This window comes from Agrobacterium sp. El2ro-1b (assembly GCF_048298475.1).
Taxonomy (GTDB): Bacteria; Pseudomonadota; Alphaproteobacteria; order Rhizobiales; family Rhizobiaceae; genus Agrobacterium; species Agrobacterium fabrum.
This window is the reverse complement of sequence record NZ_CP103459.1, coordinates 1,140,145-1,160,033: the sequence shown is the minus strand read 5'-3', so window position 1 is coordinate 1,160,033 and position 19,889 is coordinate 1,140,145. Positions and strand designations below refer to the sequence as shown.

Genomic DNA, 19,889 nt, shown 5'->3' with positions numbered 1-19,889 from the left:
TGCTGATTTGCTTGAAGAATGCATGGGTCCGATCAAAAAGCTAATTAGCCGGCTTTTTGAAAAGGCGCAGCAGCGGTCTGCTCTCCACGGTTGACCGAAGCGGAACGGAACGCATCCCCGACACCGATCAGCACGGGTTCGTTCACGCCCAACCTCTCGACTGCCGCAGCCAGTTGCGCGAGCGAACCGCACCAGCGTTGTTCATTCACCCGGCTGACGGAAATCATCACCACCACGGGGGTCGACGCGGGCATGCCGTGGGCGAGCAGGCAAGACTGGATGTCCGCGGCGGTTCGCCCGCCCATATAAAACACGGTGGTCACCGAAGAATTCGACAGGGATTGCCAGTCGATATTTTCCGGCAGCTTTCCCTGCCGCGAATGTCCGGTGACGAACCGGACCGACTGGGCATGGTCGCGATGGGTCAGGGAAACGCCGAGGCGTGAGGCCATGGCGCTTGCGGCGGTGATGCCGGGCACGACCTCGACCGGGATATTTTCGGCTTCCAGCGCCGCGATCTCCTCGCCGGCGCGTCCAAAAATCATCGGATCACCGGATTTCAGCCGTACCACCCGTTTGCCGGCCTTGGCGAAGCGGATCATCATTTCGTTGATGTGTTCCTGTTTGCAGCTTTCCCGTCCGCCGCGCTTTCCGACCAGCATGCGCTTGGCCTCCCGCCGCGCCAATTCCAGCACGTCTGCCGAGACGAGATCATCAAACAGGATGACATCGGCCGCCTGCAGGGCACGCACTGCTTTCAGGGTCAAAAGCTCGGCATCACCCGGTCCCGCGCCCACGAGCGTCACAAGTCCGCGTCCCGATTCTGCCAGCCCCGTCCGCGTCGCTACATCTTTCAGCAGCCGTTCTTCGCTACCCTCGTCCAGTCTTTCGGTAAAAGCCCGGTCGACGAATTTTTCCCAGAAAGACCGCCGCGGCGCGCCAGGCGCAAGCCGCAGATTAACACGCTCGCGGATCGCCTGGGCAAGCACGCCCCAATCCTTCAGCGAAAGCGGCAGCAATGTCTCGACGCGCCGGCGGATGGCCTGCGCCAGAATGGGCGCGGCGCCATCGGTGGAGATCGACACCACCACCGGCGAGCGATTGACGATGGAGCCGAACTGGAACTGGCAGAATTCAGGCTTGTCGATGACATTGACCGGCACGCCTGCTGCGCGCGCGGCATGATAAAATCTTCCGGCTTCCTCTTCAGCTTCGCAATCTGCCAGCGCCAGTTCCGCCCCTTTGAAAATATCTGCATCCCAGCAACGGTCATACCATGTCAGCATCGGGCTTTTTGCGACGAGCGTCGCGAGGCTTTCCGAAAGCCCGCTTTCCTCGCAATAAAGATCAAGTTGCGCCCCGCAGGCCAACAGCAGTTCCGCCTTCCAGGCGGCTCCGTCCGACCCGCCTGCCAGAACGACGCGCTTACCCTCGAGCCCCCAGAAGACCGGCAATTTGGCAAGCTTTTCCATGCGGGCCGGTTCATTCCGCTGCGGTTTTAAGGCATCCATCGATGATTCCCCTGATTTCGGCGCGGCAGGAGCCGCAATTGGTTCCGGCGTTCAGCGTCTTGCCGATGGCTTCGACGCTGTGGCAACCATCACGAATGGCAGCGGTGATCTGGTTCACCCCGACATTAAAGCAAGAGCAGACCGTGGCGCCCGGATCGGCCCGCCCGGCCCCCGGACGACCGGCGACCAGCGCAAAACGCATGCGCAAATCCTCATGCCGTTCGGAAAGCTGCAATATCGCCCAGTTGCGGGCGACCGCCACCGGCTCCCGCGCGATGAACAGCGCTGCAAGCAGCGTATCGCCGTCGAAAAAGCCAAGGCGCAGATCAGCCGTCTGCCGGTCGCTATAGCCCAGCGGCTCGATCCGGACATCGATGCCGAAGACCCGCCGCGCCCAGAGCGTCCAGTCTTTAGGCGCTTCCGCGAAGGCAAGCTCCATGCGATAGCCGCCCTCGGCCTTGGCGATGGCCCAATAGGCGCAATCCGGCGCATCCGGCCGGCTGCGGCAGATGGCGAAACCATAGGCGCTCGCCTCGAAGCGCCTTGCCCTCACGCCCACGTTTTTCGAAGCGGGCTGGCCGGAATGCGGGTCCGTGACCGGCGCGACAACGACGTCGATCCGCGCCCGCGAGGCGAACTGATCGTTCCAGTGCATCGGCGCGAAAACCGACCCGCGCGCCTGCCTTTCACTGATCAGGGCCCGCAGCAGTACCTTGCCGTGCGGGCTTTCCAGTTCCACCAGATCGGCGCTTTCTATTCCTAGTGCCTGTGCGTCGCGCGGGTGAAGCTCTGCGAAAGGTTCGGCAATATGGGCGGTGAGGCGCGCGCTTTTGCCGGTGCGGGTCATCGTGTGCCATTGATCGCGAATGCGGCCGGTATTCAGCGTCAGCGGATAGTCCGCCGATGTTCTGTCCGTCTCCGGCAGGGCGGTGGCGATGAAGCGTGCCTTGCCATCGGCATGATAAAACCGGCCATTTGCAAAAAAGCGCGTCACCTCGGCCTCGCCGGCCCCGGCTTTCGGCCACTGGACGGGTGCCATCGTCTCGTAGGAATCGCGTTCGATTCCGCCGATATCAAAATCCCGACGGCCCGCATTCTCGAAACCCGAAAGGGCCGCGTGTTCTGCAAAAATCTCCGAGGGCTGCTGGTAAGCAAAAGCAGCGTCGAAGCCCATGCGCCGGGCTACTTCCGCCATCTGCCACCAGTCGGCTTTCGCTTCGCCGGGTGCATCGAGAAAGCTGCGCTGACGGGAAATGCGTCGTTCGGAATTGGTAACCGTGCCGTCCTTTTCGCCCCAGCCAAGCGATGGCAGAAGAACATGAGCATGGCGGGCCGTGTCTGTATTAGCCATGACATCGGAAACGACGACGAAAGGACAGGCCTTGATCGCTGCCTCGACGACACCGGCATCCGGCATGGAGACGACTGGGTTTGTGGCCATGATCCACAGCGCCTTGATGCGGCCATCAGCCACCGCCCGGAACATATCCACCGCCTTGAGGCCGGGTTTCTGCGCGATGGCGGGCGAGGCCCAGAAGCGCTGCACGCGGTCGCGATCTTTAGCATTTTCGATGGACATATGGGCGGCCAGCATGTTTGCCAGCCCGCCAACCTCGCGCCCGCCCATGGCGTTCGGCTGACCGGTTAGCGAAAACGGCCCCATGCCCGGCCGGCCGATGCGGCCGGTGGCGAGGTGGCAATTGATGATGGCGTTGACCTTGTCGGTGCCGCTTTCAGACTGGTTGACGCCCTGACTGTAACAGGTGACGGTTTTTTCCGTGCGCTCGAACAATTCATAAAAGGAAATCAGTTCGGCGATGGTCAGGCCGGTGGCCTCGGCAATTTCCGGCAGGCTATGCTCACTTGCGGCCTGCGTGGCGGCCTCGAAACCGGCCGTATGGTTTTCAACGTAACCGCGGTCTATTGCGCTGCCGGCGAAAAGATGCGCCAGCAGGCCGGTAAACAGCGCCACATCTCCATCCGGGCGGATCGCAAGGTGCATATCGGCAATATCAGCGCTCATCGTCCGGCGCGGATCGATGACGACGACCTTCATCCTCGGCCGCGCCGCCTTCGCCGCCGCCAGCCTTTGATAAAGAACAGGATGACACCAGGCGAGATTGGAACCGCTGAGGATCACCAGATCGGCAAGCTCCATATCCTCGTAGGTTCCCGGCACCGTATCCGCGCCGAAGGCGCGGCGGTGACCGGCGACGGAGGACGACATGCAGAGCCTTGAATTGGTGTCGATATTGGCCGAGCCGATGAAACCCTTCATCAGCTTGTTCGCCAGGTAATAATCTTCCGTCAGCAACTGGCCGGAAACGTAAAAGGCGACCGAATCCGGGCCGTGCTCGGCAATGATTTCGGAAAAACGGGAAGCGACGAGATCGAGCGCCTCGTCCCATGCCGCCCGTTTGCCATTAATCTCGGGGTGAAGCAGACGTCCTTCGAGGTCGATGGTTTCGGCGAGAGCCGAACCCTTGGAGCATAGCCGACCGAAATTGGCGGGGTGGTCCGGGTCGCCCTTGACGGAAACGACGCCGGAATCATTGACGGTGGCGATGACGCCGCAGCCGACGCCGCAATAGGGGCAGGTGGTTTTGGTTTCAGCGGGCATGGGTTTGCCTTCTTATTTGCCCTCTCGGGGCGTGGCGTTTACCCCCTCTGTCCTGCCGGACATCTCCCCCTCAAGGGGGGAGATCGACAAGCGGCGGGCTTTCCGCTTCATCTCTACGGTCGGCGACCTAAACTGTGAAACGAAGTCCGTGCCGCAATTGATCTCCCCCCTTGAGGGGGAGATGTCCGGCAGGGCAGAGGGGGGTATCTTCGCCGCCATCGCCATTCACTCCGCCGCAATCATCAGAGTTTCAAGCGCAATGGACAGCCGCCCATCCAGATTACGCACGGGAATCGTCCGCACCTCCCCCTCATCCGCCCCCAGCGCCTTGCCGGTTTCCAGCGAGATGACCCAATTGTGCAGCGGACACGTCACCGACGCCCCATGCACGATGCCCTGGGAGAGCGGCCCGCCCTTGTGCGGGCAATGATCCTCAATCGCGAAGACCTGATTTTCTGCCGTGCGGAACACCGCAATCTTGCCCATCGGCGTTTTTACGCAGCGCGCACCGCGCAGCGGGATGTCGGAAATATCGCCAATATCGATCCAGTTGCTGTCCATCGTTCTCATTCCGCTGCCTCGCTGAAACCGATTGCCGCCATGGGCCTGAACTCGTGCTTGTCGTGGCCGGACACACGTTCCGACCAGGGATCGACCTGCGCGAATTTCTGGCTGAAGACGAAGCGCTCGAAATAGGCCCTGCGCTTGTCAGTATCGCCCATGATCTGGCGGCGAACCTCGTCGTAACCGATGCGCTTGGCCCATTTGTAGATGCGCTCAAGATACCGCGCCTGCTCACGGTACATCTGGGTCAACGCGACGATATGCTCCAGCGCCTCATCCTCGGTGTGGACGAGCCCCAGCACTTCCGTGCCCTTGATATCGAGACCGGCGGCACCGGCGAAGTGGATCTCAAAACCGGAATCGACGCAGATGACACCAATATCCTTACAGGTGGCCTCGGCGCAGTTGCGCGGACAGCCGGAAACCGCGAGCTTCAGCTTGGCCGGCGTCCACGAGCCCCACATGAATTTTTCGATGCGGATGCCAAGCCCGGTGGAATCCTGCGTGCCGAACCGGCACCATTGTTCGCCGACGCAGGTCTTCACTGTACGCAAGCCCTTGGCATAAGCCTGACCGGAGATGAAGCCGGCCTTGCCGAGATCAGCCCAGACAGCTGGCAGGTCTTCCTTCTCGATGCCGAGGAGGTCGATGCGCTGGCCGCCGGTGACTTTCACCAGGGGAATCTCGAACTTGTCGACGACATCGGCGATGGCGCGAAGCTCGTCGGCGTTCGTGACGCCGCCCCACATGCGCGGAACGACCGAATAGGTGCCGTCCTTCTGGATATTGGCGTGAACGCGCTCATTGATGTAACGCGACTGGTAGTCGTCGGCATATTCGTCCGGGAAATCGCAGACGAGGTAATAATTGAGTGCCGGACGGCACTTGGCGCAGCCGCAGGAGGTTTTCCATTCCAGTTCCTGCATCACGGCGGGAATGGTCTTTAAGCCCTTGGCCTTGATGAGACGACGCACATCGTCGTGGCCGAGATCGGTGCATTTGCACATGGGCTGCACGGCGGCGGGGTTGTAGGTATCACCGAGCGTCAGCGTCATCAACTGCTCGACAAGGCCGGTGCAATTGCCGCAGGAGGCGGACGCCTTGGTGTGGGCGCGCACATCATCCAGCGAGGTCAGCCCCTTGGAGGTGATGGCCGAGGTGATCTTACCCTTGCAAACGCCGTTGCAGCCGCAGATTTCCGCATCATCCGGCAAGGCTGCAACGGCCGCCATAGGGTCCAATGGGGACCCTCCCTGATAGGCCTGGCCGAAGATAAGGGTTTCGCGCATGGCGGAAATGTCGGTCGATTTCTTCATCAGGTCGAAGAACCACGAGCCATCAGCCGTCTCGCCGTAAAGAACCGCGCCGATGATGCGGTTTTCCTTGAGGATCAGGCGCTTGTAGACGCCAGCGGTGGCGTCGCGCAGCACGATTTCCTCGCGGTCGTCGCCCTCCGCGAAATCACCGGCGGAAAACAGATTGATGCCGGTGACCTTCAGTTTCGTGTTGGTGACGGAGCCGTGATATTCGGCAGAACCGCCGCAAAGCCGGTCGGCCAGCACCCGCGCCGATTCATAAAGCGGCGCAACCAGCCCGTAGCACATGCCGCGATGTTCAGCGCATTCGCCGAGAGCGTAGATCGAGGCGTCCGAGGTCATCATGCCGTCATCCACGACGATACCGCGATTGACGGCGATGCCTGCCTCCTTTGCGAGGCCGGAGGCGGGGCGAATGCCGACCGCCATCACCACCATATCACCCTTGATGATCCGGCCGTCCTCCAGCTCGATGCCCTCTACCTTCTCCTCACCAAGAATGCACTTGGTATTGGCCTTGGTGATGATGTCGATGCCGCGCTCGTTCAGCGCCTTTTCCAGAAGATAGGCGGCCGCCGGATCGAGCTGGCGCTCCATGATTGTCGGCATCAGATGGATGACGGTGACATCCATGCCCTGCCGTTTCAGGCCATAGGCGGCTTCCAGCCCGAGAAGCCCGGCACCGATAACGATGGCGCGGCCCTTGCCTTTGGCGATCTCCAGCATCTTCGTCACATCGTCGAGATCGCGATAGGCGAGCACGCCCGGCAGTTGATGGCCGGGAACGGGGATGATGAAGGGAAGAGAGCCGGTGGCGATCACCAGTCTGTCGTAGGAAGCCGTGATGCCGTTTTCGCTGGTGACGGTCTTCCTGTCACGATCGATGCCGGTGACCTTTGCGCCCTTGTGCAGCGTCACATTATTGGCCGCGTACCATTCGTCATTATGGATAACGATGTCTTCATAGCTCTTTTCGCCCGAGAGCACCGGCGAGAGCATGATGCGGTCGTAATTGACGCGCGGTTCGGCGTTGAAAATGGTGACGTCGTAGAGGCCGGGTGCGGTTTCGAACAGGTTTTCCAGCATGCGCCCCGGCGCCATGCCATTACCGATGATGACGAGTTTTTGCGTCATGGTGATTACTCCGCGGCTTCGACGAAGCGGTGACGTTCGTAAAGGAACTTCAGCACGGCCTCGCGGCATTTAAGGTAGATCTTGTCGGATGCAAGCTCGATGCGGTTGCGCGGGCGCGGCAGCGGCACGTCAAGCACTTCGCCAATGTGGGCGGCGGGACCGTTGGTCATCATCACGATGCGGTCGGAAAGCAGCACCGCCTCGTCCACATCATGGGTGATCATCACCATGGTATTGCCAAGCCGGGCGTGGATTTCCATCACCGCATCCTGAAGGTGGGCGCGGGTCAGGGCGTCCAGCGCCCCGAAAGGCTCGTCCAGCAGCAAAATCTTCGGTTCCATGGCGAGCGCGCGGGCAATGCCGACACGCTGCTTCATGCCGCCGGAAATTTCGGACGGTTTCTTGTCCTTGGCGTGGGCCATCTGCACGAGGTCGAGATTGCGCATGACCCAGTCGTGCCGCTCAGTCCGCGTCTTGGTGTTGCGGAAGACTTTGGCGACGGCAAGATTGACGTTTTCGTAAACCGAAAGCCACGGCAGCAGACTGTGGTTCTGGAACACGACGGCGCGCTCCGGACCCGGCTCGTTAACCTCACGGTTTTCGAGCAGAACGGCACCGGCCGAAACCTTCGTCAGCCCGGCGATGAGGTTGAGCATGGTGGACTTGCCACAGCCGGAATGGCCGATGACGGAGACGAATTCGCCTTTCTCGATGGTCAGGTTGATGCCTTTCAGCACCTCGGCGCGCGAACCGCCCTTGTCGAAATATTTGTCGATATGATCGAGCTTCAGATAAGCGTTCATGATGGTCGCCCTTTTAGTTGGCCGCAGCGCCGCGGGTGATGACCTTGCCGAGCGCCGCTACCAGCTTGTCGAGCATGAAGCCGACAACGCCGATGTAAGCGAGCGCTACGATGATGTCGGGCAGGCGCGAGGAATTCCACGCATCCCAGATGAAGAAGCCGATGCCGACGCCGCCAGTCAGCATTTCCGCGGCCACAATGGCGAGCCAGGAGAGGCCGATGCCGATACGCAGGCCGGTGAAGATATAGGGCGCTGCCGATGGCAGCATGATCTTGAAGAAGAATTCGAGCTGGTTCAGCCGCAGCACCTTCGCGACATTGCGATAATCCTGCGGGATGTTGCGCACGCCGACCGCCGTGTTGATGATGACCGGCCAGATGGAGGTGATGAAGATCACGAAAATGGCCGACGGGTTGCTGTCCTGAAAGGCGGCGAGCGACAGCGGCAGCCAGGCAAGCGGCGGCACAGTGCGCAGCACCTGAAAGATAGGGTCGAGACCGCGCATCGCCCAGACCGACTGGCCGATCACAGCACCAAGGATGATGCCCGCGATGGCGGCAAGACCGAAACCGTAAGCCACCCGTTCGAGCGAGACCAGCACACGCAGGCCAAGGCCGATATCCTGGGAACCATTATGGAAAAACGGTGATACGATGAGATCGTAGCTTTCCTCAAAAACCTGGCTCGGCGGCGGCAGCGATGAGCCGGGGGCGGAACAGAGCAGCTGCCAGACGCCGAGCAGGACGGCAAGGACGACAAGCGGCGGTATGGTGTTGCGGGCCACCGCAGCACCCCATTTGCGCAGATCGATCCGCGGCAGATGTTTGGGCGAAAGTGCCACGACGTTTGCCTTCTGCACCGCCTGCTGCTGCGGCTCTTCGTTGAATTTTCGGGCCAATGCGGACATGGGCATTTCCTCTTGATGTCGGTTGCGGTCTGGGCTCACCCCTCATCCGGTCTTCAGTCTCAGCCGGTGGACGGCGGCAACTGGCGGATGAGGGGCGATACCCGGTCTCCTCCTCAGGAGGCCGCCTTGATGGAAAGGCTTTCGAGATAGGCGGACGGGTTTTCAGGGTCGAAGACCTTGCCGTCGAAGAAGGTTTCCTTGCCGCGCGAGGTGGAGGCAGGAAGATCGGCAACGCCGAGATCTTTGGCCGCTTCGCGCCAGATATCCTCGCGGTTGACCTTCGCAACCAGCGCCTTCACGTCGGTATCGGGCGCAAATTTGCCCCAGCGGATGTTTTCGGTGATGAACCAGCTGTCATGGCTGTGGAAGGGATAGGAGGCGTGGTCCTGCCAGAACTTCATCTGCAGGCCGGTGTTTTCCAGCACCCGGCCGTTGCCGTAATTGATATTGCCCTTGAGGCGACCGAGAACATCCTTCGGCGGCACGTTGAACCACTGGCGTTTACCGAGAATGGTGGACATCTCCTCCTTGTTCGCCATCTCGTCGCACCATTGCTGCGCTTCCATCACGGCCATCAGCAAAGCCTTGGTGGCGTTGGGGTTCTTTTCCACCCAGTCGGCGCGCATGCCGAGCGCCTTTTCCGGATGGCCCTTCCAGAGTTCGCCGGTGGTACAGGCGGTAAAACCGATGCCCTGATTGACGAGTTGCTCGTTCCACGGCTCGCCTACGCAGAAGACGTCCATATTGCCGACCTTCATGTTTGCGACCATTTGCGGCGGCGGAACGACGATGGTGGAGACGTCCTTGTCCGGATCGATGCCACCAGCAGCCAACCAGTAGCGGATCCAGAGATCATGCGTGCCGCCGGGGAAGGTCATGGCGGCCTTGATTTCCTTGCCTTCGGCCTTCTTTTTCTCGAAAGCCGCCTTCAGCTTGGAAGCATCGAGCTGGACGCCGGTCTCTGCATATTCCTTGGCGACGGAAATGCCCTGGCTGTCGAGATTGAGGCGCGCGAGGATCGTCATCGGCACCGGCACGTTGTTCTGCGTCACCTTGCCCGTATGCATGAGATAGGGCATCGGTGTCAGGATATGCGCGCCATCGATGCCGTTCGAGGCGCCGCCGAGCACGAGATTGTCGCGTGTCGCCCCCCATGAGGCCTGTTTCAGAACCTCGACCTCAGGCATGCCGTGCTTGGCGAAAAGTCCCTTCTCGGCCGCAATGATGAGCGGCGCGGCGTCGGTGAGCGCGATGAAACCGAGTTTTGCACCCTTCACTTCCGGCTCTGCGGTGGCCGCGAAAGCGCCTGACGGAAACGCGGTGCGAACGGCAGTGACGAGAGCTGCGGTGGCTGTCGTCTTCAGTATCGTGCGGCGGCTGACGGTGCCGAAAAATATCTTCTTCATTCGCATGTTCCCCTTATTGAGCCACCGCTTTGGATGACGTCTTCGCTTGCGAAAAAACCTGAAAATAAAAAAACGCCGCTCGGTGTTTGCGCCTTCGGAACAGGAGGTGTTCCGGGCAGCAAAACCTTGCGACGTCTATGTCTCTGAAAGCGCCTATGCCGCGCCCTGCTTGCCCCGATCGCCGTTGACCGGTGCAAAAAATAGGAGGCAAGAGACGTGCCAGTTAACAAAAACAAATATAAACTATTGAAAATAAAAACTAATTCACAAAAATAAAGCGCCCGATTAAATTTTAATCAGCCGTTTCTTCGTCTTTCTTTTGTGCAGAGCGGAAAAATTCGCGCTTGAATTTTGCGCAGTCTGAAAGGCGGAAAGCCAATCATGCCTCACCCGAAGGAGCGGAAATGGGTACAGATGTGCGCACGGCAAAGCTGTTCACATAACCGGCGATATCGGCAGGGTCGAACACGACGCCATCCACGAAACGGTCTCCCTCGTCCCGCCCCTCGATGCGGATATCGGCATCACCAGGCGCTTTCCCGTCGCCTAAGGCCGCCCGATAAATATCCGGCCGATAGGCGGAGAGAGCGGCGTTCACGCCGGTCTCAGACAATTCCGCCTGCCCCCAGCGGATCATCTGGCTGTAAATCCACAAGGCCTGGCTCTGGCGCGGATAATTGGCGTGGTCGCCATGGAAGGTGAAATATTTGTCGATGACCCGGCGGTTGCCCTGGCTGTCGATGCTGAATTCTCCCGCAAGCACGCGGCGGATGATGCTTTGCGGCGCGCCGATATAACGTGGATCCGCCAGTGCGCCACTCAGCGCGTCGTGATTATCCGCGAGATCACACCAGCTTGCCGCGGCATCGAGTGCCGTCAGCAGTCTTCCCACCGTTTCCTGCTGGCTTTCCGCCCATTCGGGCCGCATGCCGATGACTTTTTCGGGGGCAGAAGGCCATAAATCCTGCTTGGCGGCGACGATCCGGCCGACACCACGCTCGGCAGCGACGATGTTCCATGGCGCACCGACGCAGAAGCCATCGATGGCGCCTGCGGCCAGGGCATCCGAGGTCATGGGCGGCGGCACCACCACCAGTTTGACGTCATGTTCAGGGTGAATGCCACCGGCGGCGAGCCAATAGCGGAACTCGTAATTATGCGAGGAAAACGGATAGGTCATACCGAGCGTCGGCGGCGCTTCGCCGCGCGCCCGCATATCGTCAAGCACAAGCTTCAGGGCCCTGGCATTTTCGAGTGCACCCGCCGTCTCCGAAAGCCCTGTCAATGCCTTCATCCGCGCAAAAAGCCGGGTCGAAAGCGTAATCGCATTGCCGCCGCGCCCGAGCGAAAAGGGTGTGATCGTCGGTGACGGATTGGAACCCAGTCCGAGCATGGAGGCAACCGGCATCGGCGACAGCATATGGGCGATATCGAATTGCCGGAAGGCCAGCCGGTCGCGCACATTGGCCCAGGACACATCCTTGACGAGATCGAGCACCAGCCCTTCGCGTTCGGCAAAACCAAATTCGGCAGCGGCAATCAGCACGGATGCATCGACAAGCGGAATGAAGCCCGCACGCAGAATCTTCTGCCGGTCGCTGCCCACCAGTGCGGGTGCGTCGCGCATTTGCGTTGCTTCGCCCTTCGATCCTGCGGTTTTTTCCGGTGCCGCCATATCTTACACTCCACACTGTCCGGCCGGCGGTGTCGTTACATCAACAGACCCGCCGCGGTGACCACGCTTTGCGCGATCTCGGAAATCTTCTTTTTCTCGTTCATCGCCGTCTGCCGCAGAAGCGCAAAGGCCTCCTCTTCGGAAAGACCGCGCATCTTCATCAGAATGCCCTTGGCCCGCTCGATGACCTTGCGCTCCTCCAGCGCCGATTTGGCATCGGCAAGTTCCCGCTGCAGACGGCTGAAAGCGTTGAAGCGGCTGACCGCCATATCGAGAATGGGTTTCACCCGCTCTTTCTTCAGCCCGTCGACGACATAGGCGGAAACGCCTGCCTCGACGGCCGCCTCGATGGAGGCCGTATCGGAGCGATCGACAAACATGGCGATGGGGCGTCCGACCGTACGGGTGAGCTGGAACAGATGCTCCATCATGTCACGGTTGGGATTTTCAAGGTCGATGAAGATAACGTCGGGCTGCAGCGTCTCGATAGTGCGCGCCACCCCGATCACTTCGTGGATGACGGTGACGCGCTGATAGCCGGCCTCGCGCAGCCCCTCCTCGATGATGGAGGCGCGGATGGCGTTTTCGTCTATGACAAGAATGGTGAGGTCACGAAGCGTCATGTGAGCATTGATGACGCAGCGCAGCAAACTTGGCAATCGGCTACCGATGCAAAAATGGATGGAGCAACAAGGGACGTTGTATCCCCTGCCGCCAGCCCTATCAGGATGCGTGTTCGACGGCGCGTTCGAGCGCCTTCAAAACCGTCCGCTCCGAGAGATTGAGATAGATTTCCATCTCGCTGCCAGCCTCGGCTGCCTTGCCTTCTTCCATCAGCGATAGAATCTTGCTGTTCATGTCCACGAAGGGCGAATGAAGCTGTTCAGGATCTTTCAAGAGCCCGAAACAAAGCCTGAGTTCCGCGGCGATACGCTCATAAAAATCGCTGATCCGGGCGCTGTCCTGAAGATCGACAACCGCTGCATGAAATTTCATGTTAGCGCTTCCCACGCCCAGCCAGTCGGCCTCTTCACGCCTGATCTTTGCATCCTCGACGGCTGCGCGCATCGCCTTGATGGCGGGGTGCTTGTGCCAGGCCTGACGCAGCGCACCACATTCCACCATGCGCCGCACGCGATAGATATCGATGACCGAAGACATGGTGGGCACGGCGACGAACACGCCACGATTGGCTTCATGGCGCAGCAACCCATCCTTGGTCAGAAGCCGGAAGGCTTCGCGCAGAGAGTTGCGGGAGACGTCGAAACGCTCGCTGAAGGCTGCCTCGGAAAGGCGCTGCCCCGGCGCCAGCTCACCTGATATCAGCAGGGTGCGGATACCCTTGGCCAATCTATCCGCAAGCGGCAGACCCTCTATCGTTTCCGTCATGGCGCTCCTTTCTGAAGAGCAATGCAGCATCGGGAATTCCGTGACAGGCATGTTCGGACACGGCATGTTCTGCCCATAGCACAAAGCATTAGCAAAGCACGAAAAAAACGTGATGAATTCATGCGCATAACGTCCAACAAATGAACAAAATAAGAGAACGATTATTATTTATTGTTGAACAATATTGACAATTTCACGGAACAGGACAAACTTCTTCGCATAAAGCATCCGCGAGGGGCGGATAGCGAGTGGAGCGGAGAAAATCCATGGAGCAGAAAAAGCTCACCCCGACTGCCGATCTCAAAATGTCAAAACGCGCATCTCTTCTGGGAGCGATCTTCCTGATGGCGACATCCGCCATCGGTCCCGGCTTCATAACTCAGACGGCGACATTCACCACCCAGCTTGGCGCAGCCTTTGCCTTCGGCATTCTCGCCTCCATCCTCATCGACTTCGTCGTGCAGCTGAATATCTGGCGCATTGTGACGCTGACGCGTATGCGCGCATCCGATATCGCCAATGCCGCCATTCCCGGCGCCGGTTATTTCCTGGCCATTCTCGTCATCATCGGCGGCCTGTTCTTCAACATCGGCAATATCGGCGGCACCGGGCTTGGCCTGAACGCCATTTTCGGGCTGGACCCGAAAATAGGCGGCGCCATCAGCGCGATATTCTCCATCGCCATCTTCGTTTCCAAGCGCGCAGGGCTGGCAGTCGACCGGTTCATCATCTTCGCCGGCATCCTGATGATCGTGCTGACGCTCTATGTGGCATTCGTTTCGGCCCCGCCGGTGGGTGATGCCTTCCGCCAGACCTTCTTGCCCGATACGATCAATTTCGCGACCATCACCACCATCGTCGGCGGCACCGTTGGCGGCTACATCACCTATTCCGGTGCGCACCGCCTGCTGGACCGTGGAATGGTCGGCATTGAAAACCTGCCAGCCGTCAACCGCGCCGCGCTGACCGGCATCGCCGTCACCGGCATCATGCGTTACGTGCTGTTCCTCGCCATTCTCGGTGTCGTCGCCAGCGGCGTCGTCATCGATACATCGGGCCAGGCCGCTAATCCGGCCGCACAGGCTTTCCGGTCGGCTGCGGGCGATCTCGGCTTCCGCCTCTTCGGCATCATCTTCTGGGCTGCGGCCATCACCAGCGTCATCGGCGCGGCCTATACCTCCGTCTCGTTCCTGCCCGTCTTCAAGCAGGACATGAGCGAGCGGGCCCGCAATATGGCGACTGTCATCTTCATCGCCGTCTCGCTCGTCTGCTACCTGTTGATCACCACCCCGCCCGCGGCAATGCTGGTCTTCGTCGGCGGCCTGAACGGTCTTATCCTGCCCATCGGCCTCAGCATTTTCCTGTTTGCCGCGTGGAAACGCGAAGACCTGATGGGGGGCCATCGCTACTCGCGCATTCTGCTCGGGCTTGGCGTTCTGACCTGCGCACTGACATGGTACATGGGCTACAAGTCCGCCGGTACCATCTTCGGCCTGCTCGGCCTGTAAACACCAAAGGGAGGCAAACATGGCCGCTATCGATCTCAACAGTGATCTTGGCGAAAGTTACGGCGCGTGGCGCATGGGAGATGATGAGGCGATGCTCGCCATCGTTTCCAGCGCCAACATTGCCTGCGGATTTCACGCAGGCGACCCGGCCGGCATCTACCGCACCGTCAAGGCCGCTGCCGAAAAAGGCGTGGTCGTCGGCGCCCATGTTTCCTATCCTGATCGCGTCGGCTTCGGCCGTCGCGATCTGGACGTCACCTCGGAAGAACTGATCGCCGATGTCATTTACCAGATCGGCGCGCTGAAAGGCGTTGCCGCTGCTGCCGGCACCACGGTGCGTTACGTCAAGCCACATGGCGCGCTTTATAATCGCATCGCCAATGACGCGAAACAGGGGCAGGCCGTCATCGACGGCATCAAGGCCATCGATCCTTCACTGGTGCTGATGGGCCTTGCCAACGCGCCCATTCTCGATCTTGCCCGCAAGGCCGGTCTTGCCGTCGTTGCCGAAGCCTTTGCCGACCGCGCCTATACGCCTGAAGGCCAGCTCGTCTCCCGCCGCGAAGCCGGTGCCGTGCTGCATGATGCAGCAAAAATCGCCGACCGCATGGTGCAGCTTGCCCGCGAAGGCACGCTGGAGGCGATCGATGGCAGCATCATAAAAATCGAGGCGCAATCCATCTGCGTGCATGGCGACAGCCCCGGTGCGGTCGCCATCGCCCAGGAAATCCGCCGCCGTTTCGAAGCTGACGGTATCGCAATCCGCTCCTTCGCATCCGATCGCTGAAAGGGTAGCCGATGACGATACCAACATCCTATCTCAACCACACCGATGCCGAGGCCGCACGAAAGGCCCGTGCGACCTATCGCGATGGCCTTGTCGCCCCCACGTCCGGAATTGCACCCGGCTTCACGCAGGCGAACATGATCGTGCTGCCGCGTGACTGGGCCTTCGATTTCCTGCTTTATGCGCAACGCAATCCAAAACCCTGCCCGGTGCTTGATGTCTCCGATCCCGGCTCGCCCACCACGCTTCTGGCGCCCGGTGCCGATCTCAGAACCGATCTGCCGCTTTACCGCATCTGGCGGGACGGCAAGCTTTCCGAGGAAACCGCGGATGCGACGTCTGCGTGGGCGGAGCGTGATGATCTCGTCGCTTTCCTCATCGGTTGCAGCTTCACCTTCGAGACGCCGATGGTGGAGGCGGGCATCGAAATCCGCCACATGACCGACAAGAGCAACGTTCCGATGTACCTCACCAACCGGCCCTGCCGCCCGGCCGGACGGCTGAAGGGCAATATGGTCGTTTCCATGCGGCCGATCCCGGCTTCACGCGTCGCCGATGCAGCGACGATTTCCGGGCGTTTTCCGGCGGTGCACGGTGCGCCCGTGCATGTGGGGGATCCCGAAGAGATCGGCATTGCCGATCTTTCCAAGCCTGATTTCGGCGATGCGGTGCGGATCGAGCCGGGTGAAGTTCCTGTCTTCTGGGCCTGCGGCGTCACTCCACAGGCGGCCGTGATGGCATCCGGCGTACCCTTTGCCATCACCCATGCGCCGGGCCACATGTTCATCACCGATATTCCCGATTCCGCCTATCACGCGTGAGGATATGATGCGTTTTCTCCCAGTCAGCCTCACCACCATTCTTGTCGAACTCGCCGATCTCGATGAAACGCTGGCGTTGTTCGCCTCGCTTCAGAGTGATCCCGTCGAGGGCATCGAAGAAACGGTGCCGGCTGCCCGCACCCTGATGATCCGTTTCCGCCCTGAGAAGATCAATGTTCAAGCACTGGTCGCACAACTGGCAAGCCGCGATCTCTCGGCAAAGATCGCTCCTTCGGACAACCTTGTGGAAATCCCCGTCCATTATAATGGCGAGGATCTCGCCGACGTCGCCGAACTGACCGGCATGAGCGTCGAAGAGGTCATCCGCCGCCATACCGAAAGCGAATTCACCGTGGCCTTCTGCGGTTTCGCACCCGGTTTCGGTTATCTGGCCGGCGGCGATCCCGCATTGCATGTGCCGCGCCGGCAAAGCCCGCGCACCCGCATTCCAGCCGGTTCCGTGGCGCTGGCCGGCGCCTTCAGCGGCGTCTATCCGCAAAACAGCCCCGGCGGCTGGCAGATCATCGGCACCACGCCGGTGAAGATGTGGGATATCGACCGCGATCCCGGCGCGCTGTTCCAGCCGGGCTATCGGGTGCGCTTCTTAGACATGGACAAGGCCGGCAGACCGGTCGATGTCCCCGCACCGGCACCGGAGAAAAAAGAACCGAAAAAGGACGGCCCGCATTTCGAGGTGCTCGCCGCGCCGATGCCCGCCATCTTTCAGGATCTCGGCCGTTTCGGCCAGACCGGTCAGGGTGTTTCCGCCTCCGGCGCGCTGGATCGCGGCGCGTTCAACGCCGCCAACCGCATCGTCGGCAATCCGGTCAATACGCCGTGCCTTGAACTGACCCTCGGCGGCTTCTCCTTTAAAAGCACAAGCCGCGCCGTCATCGGCATAACCGGCGCCCCCTGCCGCGTCACGATCAAGACGGCGGATCGCAGCTTCGTCGCAAAGACTGATGGACCGGTCTCCCTTGAGGCTGGTGATGTCGTCACTTTCGGCCAGCCGCCGAAGGGCATGCGCTGTTATCTTGCCGTCCGTGGCGGGTTCGATATCGAGCCGGTGCTCGGCAGTTTTGCGACGGATACACTGGCTGTCGTCGGCCCCGATCCGGTGGGTGCAGGCACCATTCTGCCGCTCAAGGGTGAGAAATCCGGTCTATCCAGCGTATCGATCGACGAGGTTCCGGCTTTTCAACCGCCGGCAACCGGCGAGGTCGTGACACTGGACGTCGTCCTCGGCCCCCGAGCCGACTGGTTTACGCAAAAGGGTATCGAGACGCTGACCGGCCAGCTCTGGCAGGTCACCCCGCAATCGAACCGCGTCGGCATCCGCCTTGCCGGAGACGTGCCGGTGGAACGCAAAGACAGCGCCGAATTGCCGAGCGAAGGCACGGCGACGGGGGCGATCCAGATTCCGCACAGCGGCCAGCCGGTTCTTTTCCTTGCCGATCACCCGCTGACCGGCGGTTATCCCGTCATCGGCGCGGTAGCGGAATATCATCTCGATCTTGCCGGTCAAATCCCGGTCAACGCCAAAATTAAATTCCGCCCGATCGGCCCCTTTGCCGAAATCGCGGCCAAAAACACAGAATTCGGAGGAGAAGAGCGATGAAAAAAGTGCTGATTGCCAATCGCGGCGAGATCGCGGTGCGCATCATCCGCGCCTGTCGCGATTACGGCCTGCAATCGGTCGCCGTTTATGCCGACCCCGATCAGGACGCGGTTTTCGTCCGGCTGGCGGATGAGGCCTATGCGCTGGAGGGCGTGCGTCCCGCCGAGACCTATCTCGATATCAGCAAGTTGATCGCGACTGCCAAGCGCGCCGGTGCTGATGCCGTGCATCCCGGTTATGGTTTCCTCTCCGAACGTGCCGAATTTGCCCAGGCTGTCATCGATGCCGGACTGATCTGGATCGGCCCCGACCCTGATGTCATCGAGGCATTGGGCGACAAGGTCGAGGCACGGCGCATCGCCACCGGCGTCGGCGCACCGCTGGTTGCGGGCAGCGATGGCCCCGTCTCTTCCGCCGCTGAAGTCACCGCCTTTGCCGAACAGCACGGCCTGCCCGTCGCCATCAAGGCGGCCCATGGCGGCGGTGGACGCGGCCTGAAAGTCGCGTGGAAGATGGAAGAGATCGCAGATCTCTACGAATCCGCCGTGCGCGAGGCGACCGCCGCCTTCGGCCGGGGCGAGTGCTTTCTGGAACGTTTCCTCGACCGGCCGCGTCATATCGAGGCGCAGGTTATCGCTGACAAACATGGCAATGTGCTGGTGCTCGGCACCCGCGATTGCTCGCTGCAACGCCGGAACCAGAAGCTGATCGAAGAGGCGCCCGCCCCCTTTCTGTCAGATGAACAGCGGCAGAAAATCCATGATGCCGCCAAGGCGATCTGCGCCGCAGCCAATTATTCCGGTGCCGGCACCGTCGAATTCCTGCTCGGTGTCGATGGCACGATTTCCTTCCTCGAGGTCAACACCCGCCTGCAGGTCGAACATCCCGTTACCGAAGAAACCACCGGCATTGATCTCGTCATCGAGCAGTTTCGTATTGCCGAAGGCCATAAGCTTCGTGTGCTTGAAACGCCGGAGCCGCGTGGCCATTCGATGGAATTCCGTATCAATGCCGAAGATCCGGGCCGCGGCTTTCTGCCAACGCCCGGTTCGATCTCTGTTTTCGATGCGCCTTCCGGCCCCGGCATTCGCATGGATAGCGGCGTCGTCAGCGGCTCCACCGTGCCGGGAGTGTTTGACTCGCTGATGGCAAAACTCATCGTCACTGGCGTAGACCGCGATCAGGTCCTGCGCCGTGCCCGCCGCGCGCTGAGGGAATTCCGCATCGAGGGCATCGCCACGGTTTTGCCGTTCCATCGCGCCGCGATCGAGACGGATGATTTCATCGGCACTGACGGGTTCAAGGTTCACACCCGGTGGATCGAGACCGATTTCGCTGCCATGCCGGATGCGATGGAACGACCGGCACCGGCCGACGACCCTTCTATCACCCGCACCTATCTCGAGATCGATGGCAAGCGTGTTTCGGTTGGCCTGCCCAGCATTCTGCTCTCCAGCCTCGGCACTGTCAGCGGTGGCAATGCGTCCACTTCGGGTGCTGCGGTCGAGAAAAAGGAAGGCGAAATTACCGCCCCCGTTTCCGGCACCCTGCAATCTTTCAAGGTGAAGGACGGAGACACGGTTTCCGAAGGTGATCTTCTGGCGGTCATGGAAGCCATGAAAATGGAGACGCAGATTGTCTCCACCAGAGCCGGCAAGGTCCGCCTGATCGTCAAGGAAGGCGACTATCTGCAGGCGGGAGCAACCCTTATCGATATAGCCGGCTAATATACAGCCGGCGCGCCGGCCTCACAATCGCAGATCGCGCGGCGCCGGCGGCGGAACCCTTTCGCCGCCGGGCCGTTTATGGCGCGACCTGCTAACCATCGTG

The 19,889-nt window shown here is 60.7% G+C and carries 15 protein-coding genes; 5 read left to right on the top strand and 10 right to left on the bottom strand.

Annotation, left to right across the window (positions count from 1 at the left end; genetic code table 11):
- Nucleotides 1-44: 44 nt before the first annotated feature.
- The 10 genes from cysG to NYR50_RS19490 all read right to left on the bottom strand — a co-directional run bounded on the left by cysG (nucleotide 45) and on the right by NYR50_RS19490 (nucleotide 13,325).
- Entirely contained in the window at nucleotides 45-1,511 is a 1,467-nt protein-coding gene (gene cysG, locus NYR50_RS19535; protein ID WP_418137943.1) for a siroheme synthase CysG, read from the bottom strand.
- Nucleotides 1,483-4,131 (bottom strand): molybdopterin-dependent oxidoreductase, encoded by a 2,649-nt coding sequence (locus NYR50_RS19530; protein ID WP_418137942.1) that lies wholly within the window; start codon nucleotides 4,129-4,131, stop codon nucleotides 1,483-1,485. The genes cysG and NYR50_RS19530 overlap by 29 nt, the downstream gene beginning before the upstream one ends.
- Before the next feature lie 225 nt (nucleotides 4,132-4,356).
- Nucleotides 4,357-4,692 carry a nitrite reductase small subunit NirD gene (nirD, locus tag NYR50_RS19525; protein ID WP_003519747.1) on the bottom strand — a complete coding sequence of 112 codons (336 nt, stop codon included), beginning with the start codon at nucleotides 4,690-4,692 and terminating at the stop codon, nucleotides 4,357-4,359.
- A 5-nt stretch (nucleotides 4,693-4,697) separates the two neighbouring features.
- Complete coding sequence (gene nirB / locus NYR50_RS19520; RefSeq protein ID WP_418137941.1) at nucleotides 4,698-7,145, bottom strand: nitrite reductase large subunit NirB; 2,448 nt, start codon at nucleotides 7,143-7,145, stop codon at nucleotides 4,698-4,700.
- Between the two features lie 5 nt (nucleotides 7,146-7,150).
- On the bottom strand, nucleotides 7,151-7,948 hold the full coding sequence (locus tag NYR50_RS19515) for an ABC transporter ATP-binding protein (RefSeq protein ID WP_418137940.1): 798 nt from the start codon (nucleotides 7,946-7,948) through the stop codon (nucleotides 7,151-7,153).
- Between the two features lie 13 nt (nucleotides 7,949-7,961).
- Complete coding sequence (ntrB, locus tag NYR50_RS19510; RefSeq protein ID WP_092772167.1) at nucleotides 7,962-8,855, bottom strand: nitrate ABC transporter permease; 894 nt, start codon at nucleotides 8,853-8,855, stop codon at nucleotides 7,962-7,964.
- 113 nt (nucleotides 8,856-8,968) lie between these two features.
- On the bottom strand, nucleotides 8,969-10,261 hold the full coding sequence (locus NYR50_RS19505; protein ID WP_418137939.1) for a CmpA/NrtA family ABC transporter substrate-binding protein: 1,293 nt from the start codon (nucleotides 10,259-10,261) through the stop codon (nucleotides 8,969-8,971).
- Nucleotides 10,262-10,640: 379 nt separating this feature from the next.
- Entirely contained in the window at nucleotides 10,641-11,936 is a 1,296-nt protein-coding gene (locus NYR50_RS19500; protein ID WP_418137938.1) for a CmpA/NrtA family ABC transporter substrate-binding protein, read from the bottom strand.
- 35 nt (nucleotides 11,937-11,971) lie between these two features.
- A complete protein-coding gene (locus tag NYR50_RS19495; protein WP_174010772.1) occupies nucleotides 11,972-12,559 on the bottom strand; it encodes an ANTAR domain-containing response regulator in 588 nt (195 codons plus the stop codon).
- Between the two features lie 100 nt (nucleotides 12,560-12,659).
- On the bottom strand, nucleotides 12,660-13,325 hold the full coding sequence (locus NYR50_RS19490; protein ID WP_306018942.1) for a GntR family transcriptional regulator: 666 nt from the start codon (nucleotides 13,323-13,325) through the stop codon (nucleotides 12,660-12,662).
- A 266-nt stretch (nucleotides 13,326-13,591) separates the two neighbouring features.
- Between NYR50_RS19490 and NYR50_RS19485 the strand changes: the two genes are divergently transcribed.
- Genes NYR50_RS19485 through NYR50_RS19465 form a run of 5 tightly spaced genes read left to right on the top strand, consistent with a single transcriptional unit; the run spans nucleotide 13,592 to nucleotide 19,786 of the window.
- A complete protein-coding gene (locus NYR50_RS19485) occupies nucleotides 13,592-14,833 on the top strand; it encodes an NRAMP family divalent metal transporter (protein ID WP_174010708.1) in 1,242 nt (413 codons plus the stop codon).
- Between the two features lie 19 nt (nucleotides 14,834-14,852).
- Nucleotides 14,853-15,620, top strand: coding sequence for a LamB/YcsF family protein (locus tag NYR50_RS19480; RefSeq protein ID WP_418137937.1), 768 nt, complete (start codon nucleotides 14,853-14,855; stop codon nucleotides 15,618-15,620).
- Nucleotides 15,621-15,631: 11 nt separating this feature from the next.
- Nucleotides 15,632-16,441, top strand: a complete 810-nt coding sequence (locus tag NYR50_RS19475; protein ID WP_418137936.1) for a putative hydro-lyase — start codon at nucleotides 15,632-15,634, stop codon at nucleotides 16,439-16,441.
- Between the two features lie 7 nt (nucleotides 16,442-16,448).
- Nucleotides 16,449-18,059, top strand: a complete 1,611-nt coding sequence (locus NYR50_RS19470) for a 5-oxoprolinase/urea amidolyase family protein (RefSeq protein ID WP_418137935.1) — start codon at nucleotides 16,449-16,451, stop codon at nucleotides 18,057-18,059.
- Nucleotides 18,056-19,786, top strand: a complete 1,731-nt coding sequence (locus NYR50_RS19465) for a biotin carboxylase N-terminal domain-containing protein (protein WP_418137934.1) — start codon at nucleotides 18,056-18,058, stop codon at nucleotides 19,784-19,786. The genes NYR50_RS19470 and NYR50_RS19465 overlap by 4 nt, the downstream gene beginning before the upstream one ends.
- Nucleotides 19,787-19,889 lie beyond the last annotated feature (103 nt).

What these genes read in the sequence shown, in the direction of transcription:
- cysG (WP_418137943.1), bottom strand. Translation starts at nt 1,511, where the DNA reads ATGGATGCCTTAAAACCGCAGCGGAATGAACCGGCCCGCATGGAAAAG.
- NYR50_RS19530 (WP_418137942.1), bottom strand. Translation starts at nt 4,131, where the DNA reads ATGCCCGCTGAAACCAAAACCACCTGCCCCTATTGCGGCGTCGGCTGC.
- nirD (WP_003519747.1), bottom strand. Translation starts at nt 4,692, where the DNA reads ATGGACAGCAACTGGATCGATATTGGCGATATTTCCGACATCCCGCTG.
- nirB (WP_418137941.1), bottom strand. Translation starts at nt 7,145, where the DNA reads ATGACGCAAAAACTCGTCATCATCGGTAATGGCATGGCGCCGGGGCGC.
- NYR50_RS19515 (WP_418137940.1), bottom strand. Translation starts at nt 7,948, where the DNA reads ATGAACGCTTATCTGAAGCTCGATCATATCGACAAATATTTCGACAAG.
- ntrB (WP_092772167.1), bottom strand. Translation starts at nt 8,855, where the DNA reads ATGTCCGCATTGGCCCGAAAATTCAACGAAGAGCCGCAGCAGCAGGCG.
- NYR50_RS19505 (WP_418137939.1), bottom strand. Translation starts at nt 10,261, where the DNA reads ATGAAGAAGATATTTTTCGGCACCGTCAGCCGCCGCACGATACTGAAG.
- NYR50_RS19500 (WP_418137938.1), bottom strand. Translation starts at nt 11,936, where the DNA reads ATGGCGGCACCGGAAAAAACCGCAGGATCGAAGGGCGAAGCAACGCAA.
- NYR50_RS19495 (WP_174010772.1), bottom strand. Translation starts at nt 12,559, where the DNA reads ATGACGCTTCGTGACCTCACCATTCTTGTCATAGACGAAAACGCCATC.
- NYR50_RS19490 (WP_306018942.1), bottom strand. Translation starts at nt 13,325, where the DNA reads ATGACGGAAACGATAGAGGGTCTGCCGCTTGCGGATAGATTGGCCAAG.
- NYR50_RS19485 (WP_174010708.1), top strand. Translation starts at nt 13,592, where the DNA reads ATGGAGCAGAAAAAGCTCACCCCGACTGCCGATCTCAAAATGTCAAAA.
- NYR50_RS19480 (WP_418137937.1), top strand. Translation starts at nt 14,853, where the DNA reads ATGGCCGCTATCGATCTCAACAGTGATCTTGGCGAAAGTTACGGCGCG.
- NYR50_RS19475 (WP_418137936.1), top strand. Translation starts at nt 15,632, where the DNA reads ATGACGATACCAACATCCTATCTCAACCACACCGATGCCGAGGCCGCA.
- NYR50_RS19470 (WP_418137935.1), top strand. Translation starts at nt 16,449, where the DNA reads ATGCGTTTTCTCCCAGTCAGCCTCACCACCATTCTTGTCGAACTCGCC.
- NYR50_RS19465 (WP_418137934.1), top strand. Translation starts at nt 18,056, where the DNA reads ATGAAAAAAGTGCTGATTGCCAATCGCGGCGAGATCGCGGTGCGCATC.